General features: G+C 65.5%; 10 protein-coding genes. 5 read left to right on the top strand and 5 right to left on the bottom strand.

What is annotated here, in order from left to right; all coding sequences use genetic code 11:
* Positions 1-163: 163 nt before the first annotated feature.
* On the top strand, positions 164-1,180 hold the full coding sequence (locus RWR81_RS07140) for an aldo/keto reductase family protein (RefSeq protein WP_314456301.1): 1,017 nt from the start codon (positions 164-166) through the stop codon (positions 1,178-1,180).
* Between the two features lie 11 nt (positions 1,181-1,191).
* Here the strand turns inward: RWR81_RS07140 and RWR81_RS07135 are convergent, their stop codons facing one another.
* On the bottom strand, positions 1,192-2,256 hold the full coding sequence (locus RWR81_RS07135) for a quinone-dependent dihydroorotate dehydrogenase (protein WP_314456300.1): 1,065 nt from the start codon (positions 2,254-2,256) through the stop codon (positions 1,192-1,194).
* Positions 2,257-2,413: 157 nt separating this feature from the next.
* Here RWR81_RS07135 and RWR81_RS07130 point away from each other — a divergent pair, with 157 nt between their 5' ends.
* The 3 genes from RWR81_RS07130 (at position 2,414) to RWR81_RS07120 (ending at position 4,444) form a co-directional block, all read left to right on the top strand.
* Positions 2,414-3,322 (top strand): neutral zinc metallopeptidase, encoded by a 909-nt coding sequence (locus tag RWR81_RS07130; protein WP_314456299.1) that lies wholly within the window; start codon positions 2,414-2,416, stop codon positions 3,320-3,322.
* A 197-nt stretch (positions 3,323-3,519) separates the two neighbouring features.
* Positions 3,520-4,029 carry a flavodoxin domain-containing protein gene (locus RWR81_RS07125; RefSeq protein ID WP_314456298.1) on the top strand — a complete coding sequence of 170 codons (510 nt, stop codon included), beginning with the start codon at positions 3,520-3,522 and terminating at the stop codon, positions 4,027-4,029.
* Positions 4,030-4,084: 55 nt separating this feature from the next.
* On the top strand, positions 4,085-4,444 hold the full coding sequence (locus RWR81_RS07120; protein WP_314456297.1) for a hypothetical protein: 360 nt from the start codon (positions 4,085-4,087) through the stop codon (positions 4,442-4,444).
* 88 nt (positions 4,445-4,532) lie between these two features.
* On the opposite strand, the gene RWR81_RS07115 is transcribed toward RWR81_RS07120, so the two are convergent.
* The 4 genes from RWR81_RS07115 to RWR81_RS07100 all read right to left on the bottom strand — a co-directional run bounded on the left by RWR81_RS07115 (position 4,533) and on the right by RWR81_RS07100 (position 7,567).
* The gene (locus RWR81_RS07115; protein ID WP_314456296.1) at positions 4,533-6,059 is read right to left on the bottom strand and encodes a polyamine aminopropyltransferase; all 1,527 of its coding nucleotides are present in this window, start codon (positions 6,057-6,059) and stop codon (positions 4,533-4,535) included.
* A 10-nt stretch (positions 6,060-6,069) separates the two neighbouring features.
* Positions 6,070-6,315 carry a DUF350 domain-containing protein gene (locus tag RWR81_RS07110; protein ID WP_314456294.1) on the bottom strand — a complete coding sequence of 82 codons (246 nt, stop codon included), beginning with the start codon at positions 6,313-6,315 and terminating at the stop codon, positions 6,070-6,072.
* 70 nt (positions 6,316-6,385) lie between these two features.
* On the bottom strand, positions 6,386-6,733 hold the full coding sequence (gene speD / locus RWR81_RS07105) for an adenosylmethionine decarboxylase (protein ID WP_399498169.1): 348 nt from the start codon (positions 6,731-6,733) through the stop codon (positions 6,386-6,388).
* 114 nt (positions 6,734-6,847) lie between these two features.
* On the bottom strand, positions 6,848-7,567 hold the full coding sequence (locus tag RWR81_RS07100) for a hypothetical protein (RefSeq protein ID WP_314456292.1): 720 nt from the start codon (positions 7,565-7,567) through the stop codon (positions 6,848-6,850).
* 232 nt (positions 7,568-7,799) lie between these two features.
* On the opposite strand from RWR81_RS07100, the gene RWR81_RS07095 reads away from it, so the two are divergent.
* On the top strand, positions 7,800-8,642 hold the full coding sequence (locus RWR81_RS07095; RefSeq protein ID WP_314456291.1) for a MerR family transcriptional regulator: 843 nt from the start codon (positions 7,800-7,802) through the stop codon (positions 8,640-8,642).
* Positions 8,643-8,685: the final 43 nt, after the last annotated feature.

Here is an 8,685-nt window from a genome sequence, read left to right as displayed (position 1 = left end):
TCTTCTACATCATGTCGCGCTGCTTCATGCTGCGGCGCTGGCGCCGTCCGGCCGCTCTGGTGAAACGGGGCCAGTACCCCTCCTGAACCTGCGCTCGTTCCGACCCGTTCCATCCGGTCCCACGACGGTTCCACATCGTGGGATCGTGCCGTAGGGTGATGTTATGGAACCCACAGTTGGATACAGGCGCCTGGGCGCGTCCGGACTGAAGATCACCGAGATCACTTACGGCAACTGGCTCACCCACGGCTCCCAGGTGGAGGCAGATACCGCCATTGAATGCGTTCACACAGCCCTCGACCTGGGAATCACGAGCTTCGACACCGCCGACGTCTACGCCAACACGGCCGCTGAGGAGGTTCTGGGGCGTGCGCTGGCCGGTCGGCGCCGCGAGTCCCTGGAGGTCTTCACCAAGGTCTACTGGCCCATCGGCCCCAAGGGCCCCAATGACGTGGGTCTGTCACGCAAGCACATCATGGAGGGCATCGACGGTTCCCTCACGCGCCTGGGCATGGACTACGTGGACCTCTATCAGGCGCATCGCTATGACCACGAGACCCCGCTTGAGGAGACCATGCAGGCCTTCGCCGACGTCGTGCGGGCGGGCAAGGCCCTCTACATCGGGGTCTCGGAGTGGACGGCCGAGCAGATCCGCACCGGCCAGGAGCTGGCCACGCAGATGGGTTTCCGCCTGGTGTCCAACCAGCCCCAGTACTCGGCCCTGTGGCGGGTCATCGAGGACAAGGTGGTGCCCACCAGCCAGGAGCTGGGGCTGGGACAGATCGTGTGGTCGCCGATGGCCCAGGGGGTCTTGTCCGGCAAGTACCTGCCCGGCCAGGAGCCGCCCGCCGGTTCACGGGCCACTGATGACAAGGGCGGCCGGCAGATGATCTCGCGGTGGCTGCGCGACGACGTGCTCACCGCGGTCCAGGCGTTGCGCCCGATCGCCCAGGACCTCGGAGTGACCATGCCTCAGCTGGCGATTGCCTGGGTCCTGCGCAACCCGGCTGTCTCCTCAGCGATCGTGGGTGCCTCACGCCCCGAGCAGCTGGTGGACACGGTCAAGGCCTCAGGCGTGCACCTGGATGACGACGTCATGGCCGCCATCGACATCGCCCTGGGCGACGTCGTCGAGCGGGACCCGTCGTTGACCTCTTCCCCCGACAAGCGCCCCGCCTGACGGGGCGGGGATCAGCGCAGCGCACGAACCCCAGAACCGGCCGACGCTGTGGCCAGGGCGCGGTTGATCCGCCCCGGCCAGGCCGGCCCGTTGTAGATGAAGGCCGTGTATGCCTGGAGCAGGTCCGCTCCGGCGTCGAGCATGAGCTCGGCGTCCATGATGGAGGAGATACCACCGACGCCGATGATGGTCGGCCCCTCCCCCAGCCGGCTGCGCAGGCGGCGCACAACCTCCAGGGAGCGGGGCAGAAGAGGTGCACCGGACAGACCGCCATCGCCCAGGTCGTGGTCGATAGTGGTGTTGGTGGCCACGACCCCGTCCAGCCCCAGGTCCAGGACCAGGTCGGCGACGGCGTCAAGATCCTCATCGGCAAGGTCCGGGGCGATCTTGACCAGGAGCGGGACATGGCGCCTCGCGGCACGATCCGCAGCCTCGCGCACGGCCTCGAGGATCGGACGCAGCGCCTCGACGCTCTGGAGACTGCGCAGCCCGGGGGTGTTAGGGCTGGAGACGTTGACGACGAGGTAGTCGACCCACCGGGCCACCGCGTTGGCCGAGTACCGGTAGTCCTCAACCGCATTCTCAAGCGGTGTCACCTTGGTCTTACCGATGTTGGCACCGACGACGATGGAACGCCCTCGCGGGGTGCGGCGCAGGGCGCGCAGCCGCTTGGCGGCCTCGTCCGCTCCGGAGTTGTTGAAGCCCATGCGGTTGCGCACGGCCCGCATCTGAGGGTAGCGCCACATGCGGGGCTTGTCGTTACCCTCCTGGGCCCGGGCGGTGAAGGTGCCGACCTCGATGAAGCCGAAGCCGAGCATGTCCAGGCCCTCAACGGCCCGCCCCTCCTTGTCCATACCGGCAGCCAGCCCCAGGACACCGGGGACGGGGCGGGCGAAGGGGCCACCCTGGTTGGCCGAGGGGACGGGGAAGACGGGCCGGCGCCCCCACACCTGGCGCACCACGTCCCTGACGAAGGGGACCTTGCCAGTCAGCTCGATCGCGTCCATGCACACGTCGTGGATCAGCTCGGGGTCGATGCGGGTCAGGACGGTCTTGTACAGCAGGTCGTAGAGCACGGTGCCAGGCTACCCCGGCACGGTTGGCACGGCTCCGCAGCCGCGCTCGGCCCGAGCAGTCTCGCTCCTGGTGGTCCTTGCTTCGCGCCGGAGGCGGTATCACGGTAGCGTTGGTGCAGTCTCAGCCTGGTCACCGGCATGTTCTGAGAGGTGGTCCGTGTCCTTCAACCGCGATATCCAGATCGATCCCAACCGGGTCCAGACCCGTTCCGGCGGACGCCGGGGCGCGATGATCGGCGGCGGCTCGATCCTGACCGTCATCGCCGTCGTCCTCATCTCCCAGATCACCGGCGTCGACCTGTCCTCGCTACTGGGGGCGCAGCAGCAGACCGGAACGACGACGTCAACGGCCTCGTCGATCGACACCTCCGTATGCACCAGCGGGGACAGCGCCAACAAGTACACCCAGTGCCGCATGGTGGCCACCGCCGAGTCCCTCGACGCGGTGTGGACGGGTCAGTTGCCCGCCCAGGCGGGGATCAACTACGCCAAGCCCGAGTTCGTCCTGTGGGACGGCACCCAGATCTCCTCGGCCTGTGGCAACGCCTCCTCGGCGGTGGGCCCCTTCTACTGCTCGGGGGACCAGACGGTCTACCTGGACATGAGCTTCTTCTCCGAGATGGAGAAGTCCCTGGGGGCAACGGACACACCTTTGGCGGAGGAGTACATCGTGGCCCATGAGTTCGGGCACCATATCCAGCACCTGACCGGGCAGATGGCCAAAGCCGACCGCTCGGGCAGCGGCGCGACGTCGGACTCGGTCCGCCTGGAGCTTCAGGCGGACTGCTATGCGGGAATCTGGGTCAACCATGCCTCATCCACCCCCGACCCGGAGACCGGTCGGCCCTTCCTGAACCGCCCCACCAGCGAGGAGGTCAGCGGCGCTCTGGGAGCGGCCGAGGCCGTCGGTGACGACCACATCCAGGAGCGGGCGAAGGGGCACGTCGACTCCGACACCTGGACCCACGGCTCCTCCGAGCAACGTGTGCGCTGGTTCACCACTGGGATGGACACCGGCTCGGTGCAGGCCTGCGACACCTTCGCGGTTGACGCCTCCCGGCTCTAAGAATTCCGCGGCGAGAACGTTCACCGTTGTCGCTCCCACCCGCCTTCTCCCCCACTGGATCTATTGATTCAACCGGGCCCGCAGCCTCCTGGTCGGCGGGCCCGGTTTGTGTGCGACGCGGCGTCACACCCAATACTGCGATCAACGGGCACGCACTACCGGTGACGTGACCGGCGATCGACACTGGAGAGGACACCATGACCACGGCACTCATCATCGTTGAGTCCTATTACGGCAACACCCGAGCCATCGCCGAGGCAGTCGCCGCAGGATTGCTTGACGGCGGGGCCGAGGCTCAGGTCGTTGACGTCGATCAGGCTCCGAGCACCCTACCCGCAGACCTGGATCTGCTTGTGCTGGGAGCCCCAACCCACAACCGAGGGCTGCCGACTGCGGCCACGCGAGCCAAGGCCCGTGAGCAGGAGGGGACGAGAGGGTCGTCCCACGGTATCGGCGAGTGGCTGGCGAGCACGGCGATTCCGGCCTCCCTCAACGTCTCCGTCTTCGACACAGTCGTCTCCAGGGGCTGGCTCAGCGGTTCAGCGGCCAAGGCGATTGCCAAGGTACTGCGGCGGCACCGGAGTCGGGAGACGTCGTCGATCAGGAGCTTTGTGGTCTCAGCGAGCAAGGGACCACTGGCCGGCGGCGAGGAGACCGACGCCCGCAGCTGGGGACGCGAGCTCGCGGTTTCGGCAAGTGACGGATAGCTGCGTGCCTCTTCGCAACAGCTGTGCATCACATCATCGAAAGGAAAACAACAACATGACAACAACGAACCATGACGGGTCGACCCGGCTACAACTGAATGGACGAAACATCGCCGGAGCCTGCCTGACCGTCTGCGGCCTCATCACCATCATCTGGGGCGGGACGGTCGAGTCCATCAACGTACTGAGCCCCGACTTCATGAGCTTCGCCGTCAGCGGGCTGGTGATCATCGCCTCCGGGGCATGCCTGGCGACGGCGCCTCCTCCTGCTGCTCGCGCCGCGCTCATCTGGCTGGCAACGCTGACGTCGATGCTCTTTCTGTTCATCATCGGCATGGACGTCATCGCCTCCCTGATGAGCTGCGTGATAATCGCCGGGATCGCCACCTGGCTGACCATCAGAATCCTGAGATGAGAAGGGCGGCCGGCTCGGTGCGGCAACTAGGGTAAAGGCGAAGTCGCTTCGGAATTATTCAGACCGAGGCGACTTCGTCGCTTCCTGCTCAGTAGTAGCGCCACTGCCTCATATCACGGTTGTAGACCTCGACGATCCGAGGATGCAGGAGCGTGGAGGGCTCCATGGTCTCAGTGCGGGGAGGTTTGGTCCGCATGATGAATTCCAGAGTCGCCCGATCCTGGTAGCTCAGTCCTTCGGGCAACGACTGGCTGATGAGGTCCTGCGGCGTCTTGGTGGATAATACGAAACCCCACTCCCCGAAGGAGGGGATGTTGGTCGAGAAGGGCAGGATCTGCCGATCCGGTTGGGCGGCGGCAACAGTGCTGGCCACCGTGGAGAAGGCATGGGGTGAGAAGAAGGTGGAGGTGGCCTGGGTGACCATGATGCCCTCGGGTGCCAGCCGCGCCTCGATATTCCGGTAGAACTCGGTGGAGTAGAGCTTGGAGAGTTTCTCGTTGGAGGGGTCGACCAGATCGATGAGAACGACATCGTAGGTGGCGTCGGAGTCTCGGACATAGGTGAAGGCGTCGTCGTTGACGACACTGACCCTGGGGTCGGACAAGGAGGCCTTGTTGAGGTCCTTGACCAGGCGGTTGCTCCGTGCCAGCTCGGTGACATCAGGGTCGATGTCCACGACGGTGACGTCCTTGACGCCGGGGTAGCGCAGGATCTCTCGTGCCAGCAGACCGTCACCGCCCCCGAGCACGAGGATGTGGGCGGGATCCTTCACCGAGGTCATGGCGCTGGCCGACAGGGTCTCATGGTAACGGGCCTCATCCAGGCTGGAGAACTGGAGCTGGCCGTTGAGATACAGGCGCAGGTCGTTCTGGTACGCAGTCAGGACAACCTTCTGGTAGGCGGTCTGCTCGTAGTACACCACCGGGTCGTTGTAGCGCAGCGCCTCCACGCTGCGCTCGATGCGGTTGGCGGCGACGAACATGCCGACCAGTGCTACAACGACGGCGGTGGCCGCCCACAGGATCTTGCGCGGGGTGCGCACCTGGAGCAGAACGAGGACCGCGACCAGGACGTTGAGGGCCCCCACCAAGTAGGCCCCACGCATCAGACCGAGCTGTGGGAGGAGGATCAGGGGGAAGACCAGTGAGGCCACCAGAGAGCCGAAGTAGTCGATGGCCATGACCTTGCCGAGCAGCTCACTGGTCGAGCGGCGCCCGAAGGCGGCGAAGGTCCTCACGAGCAGCGGGATCTCCAGTCCAATGAGAATGCCGATGGTCAGACTGATGCCGCCGAAGACGACCCAGTGCAGGCGGGTACTCCCGAAGGCCAGGTACAGCAGGAGGACGGAGTTGCCGCCGATGAGGCCGAGGAGGACCTCGCTGACTCCGAAGACGACTGCTGGATCCGAGCGGAAGCGATTGACCAGCAACGAGCCGATGCCCATACCGAACAGGGTGATGCCGGTGGCCAGGCTGAAGCTCAGGACGGAGTCGCCCAGGAGATAGGAGGCCGCCGTGCCCAGGATGAGCTCATAGATGAGCCCGCCGATCGCGGCCAGCAGAGCCGCAGTGAACAGGGCGACGTTCTCCCGCCGTCCGATTCGGCCATGGGGCATGGTGAGCCCCTCAGCTCAGGATAGTAGCCGCGATGATGATGGCGATGGCGAGTGCCGTGCCGGCGAATGCCGCCCCCAGTCCGATGTTCTGGTCCTCGATGAGCTCGCGCCTGAGATCAAGGCGGAAGATGCGGTTGACGAGCAGCGCGAACACCATGAGCAGGATAACGCCGAGCAGCGCGTAGACGACGGTGCTGAGCAGGGACTGCCAGTTGAGGTCAACCGATGAGTTGTGGGCGATGGTCATGAGCGACATTTCTTCTCCTTCATGTATCCGACCATGGATGAAGTACTTCAGATTTCTACTCGCGGAGCCGACCTGATGATCACAGTGTGATCTCGGAGCGGGTCATCTGCCGGGCTCGCAGGCGCTGACGCACGATCTCTCCCACGGCTTCGATCTGCGCGGGAGTCAGTGCGCGGCAACTGGTGAGGGTCACATAGCCGGTGCCCGACTCGGGCCAGGTGTGAGCGGCGATATGCGACTCCGCCAGGATGACAACGGCACTCAGGCCTTGAGGCTCGAACCGGTGGTGAGCACTGGAAACGGCTGTCAGCCCCGCCTCCTGGGCAGCGTCGCGGAGAATCGCCTCGACAATGGAGAGGTCGTTGAGCGCATGCGGCTCGGCACCACTGATTTTGTAGCTGACAGAACACAGGCTCACCACACTCACGCGAGCACGGTAGCAACGGGGCCGGTACCCGGCAAACGGGCCGTGGTCCCCATCTGCGCCCGCCGAACGACATCGGTGATCAGCATGTGATGTCCTCAGCTGCTGGGGCGTGGGCTACTTGCCGACACCACCTCCACCGCCTCCATAGACGGTGCGGTTGCGGTACCCCCCCGAAGTTCCTGTGCGACTGGTGCCGCTGCGGGTGCACGAGGAGAACACGCCGACGGCCAGGCCGATGACGGCGGCGCCGCTGAGGAGAGCGCGTCTGCTGTTCCGGGCCACTAGACCGGAGACATTCCGGCTGTTGTAGAGCACACGCCCGAAGAGCTGCTTCTGCCGGCCCTTGGAAAGGGTGGTCTTGCGGTAAGCCAGGAGATCAAGGAAACGGTGACTGTCGATCGTCAGCTTGCTGGTGACACCGGCCGGGTCGGTCAGCGCCAACTCGACGTAGGTCATCGTCTCGCCGATGTTCAGCGGACACACCGGAGAGCCGATCACCTCCTCGAGTGTGCCGGTGGTGACCTCCTTGACGACGGCCTGGTGCGGTGTGCCGTTGATCGTCAACTGCAGCCCCTGGCCGACGGCCAGAGCCCACGGCTCGATCTTCTCCTGAAGACGAACGGGCTCGTAAAGCAGGAACTCACCGGGGTCATGATCGAACTCGACCCACGTATCGGCGTCGTTGGCGCCGATGAGTTGCCACTCCTCCCAGTAGTAGAAACAGTTGTCCTGGGTGTCCCACTCCTTGAAGAGCAGGCAGCCTCTGACCGAGAGGGTGCCCCCGCTCCCCTGGAGCATCTCGCCGACCTGAAGGTTGGCCTTCGTTCCGCTCACCTGACTGCTCCCGCCCGTGACGCGCAACAGGAGGACGACACGATGCTCCTCCTGCCGGCGTCAAAGCCATACCTGTCCGCACTCACGCGGGCACAGTAGCAACACGGGCAGAGCCCGGCAAACGGGGCGAGCTCCCCATCGCCTCGTTTGCCTCGTTCCGTCGAGCAGATCGGGGCCCGGTCCGTGCTGGGTGCAGGGCTCGACGTCCCTGAGCCCGTGCGAGACTGTCCTCGTGCGTGTTGCAGAGATCGCCAGACTGACCGGGACGACGGTCCGTGCCGTGCGTTACTACCACTCCCTGGGCCTCCTGCCCGTGCCGGCAGAGCACGGCGGGTGGCGCAGCTACGAGCTCGCCCACGTGGCCCGGCTCTCGCGAATCCGCTGGCTGGTGCAGGCCGGTGTGTCCCTGGAGACGATCAGGAGCATCCTCGACGAGTCCGAGGCCGCAGCCGGCAAACATGTCGAAGACACACCCACCAAAGGGACGTCTTCTCAGGCACAGCCGGAGGCGAGCTGTGTCGTCGAGGACCTCGCCGGGGCCTTGACCACCGTGGAGAAGCACCTGACCGAGGTGACCAGGCAGAGAGACATGCTCACCGGTCTGCTGGAGCGAGCCAAGACTGGTTCGACTGTCTCACCGATGTCCCCGCGTATGGCGGCCTTCTTCGACCGGCTGGAGCAGGCCGCTCCCGATGAGGCCACCCGCTGCGCTGTGCGCAAGGAGCGGGACCTGACCGACCTGGCCTGCTACCGCGGTCAGATGCCGCCGGAGGCGGAGTTTCTCTTCGTTGACCCGGATCCTCGCTACGACGCCGAGTCACTGGCCCTCTATTCCCAGGATCCGGCCGAGCTGTCAGACGCGCAGATCGAGCAGCGCGCACGGGACATGGTGTCCCGACTGGAGGCTCGGCTGACACCTGAGCACCTTGCGGACCTGGCGAACAGCGTCGACACCGAGGCGGTACAGGCGCTCTTCCGCCTCATCGCCACCACCGGCCACTCCGACGCACGACTCACCCGGGCCTTGGAACGGGAGTTCCTCACCGCGATCGATCGATGGAGCCGGGGCGAGTAGGCCGCACGCGCCCGGATGCTGCCGCGTCGGCTTTGCGTACGAC

It is taken from the genome of uncultured Actinomyces sp. (genome assembly GCF_963526355.1).
GTDB lineage: Bacteria > Actinomycetota > Actinomycetes > Actinomycetales > Actinomycetaceae > Actinomyces.
Note: the sequence above shows the minus strand (reverse complement) of the source record. Positions and strands in the feature narration are given on the sequence as shown.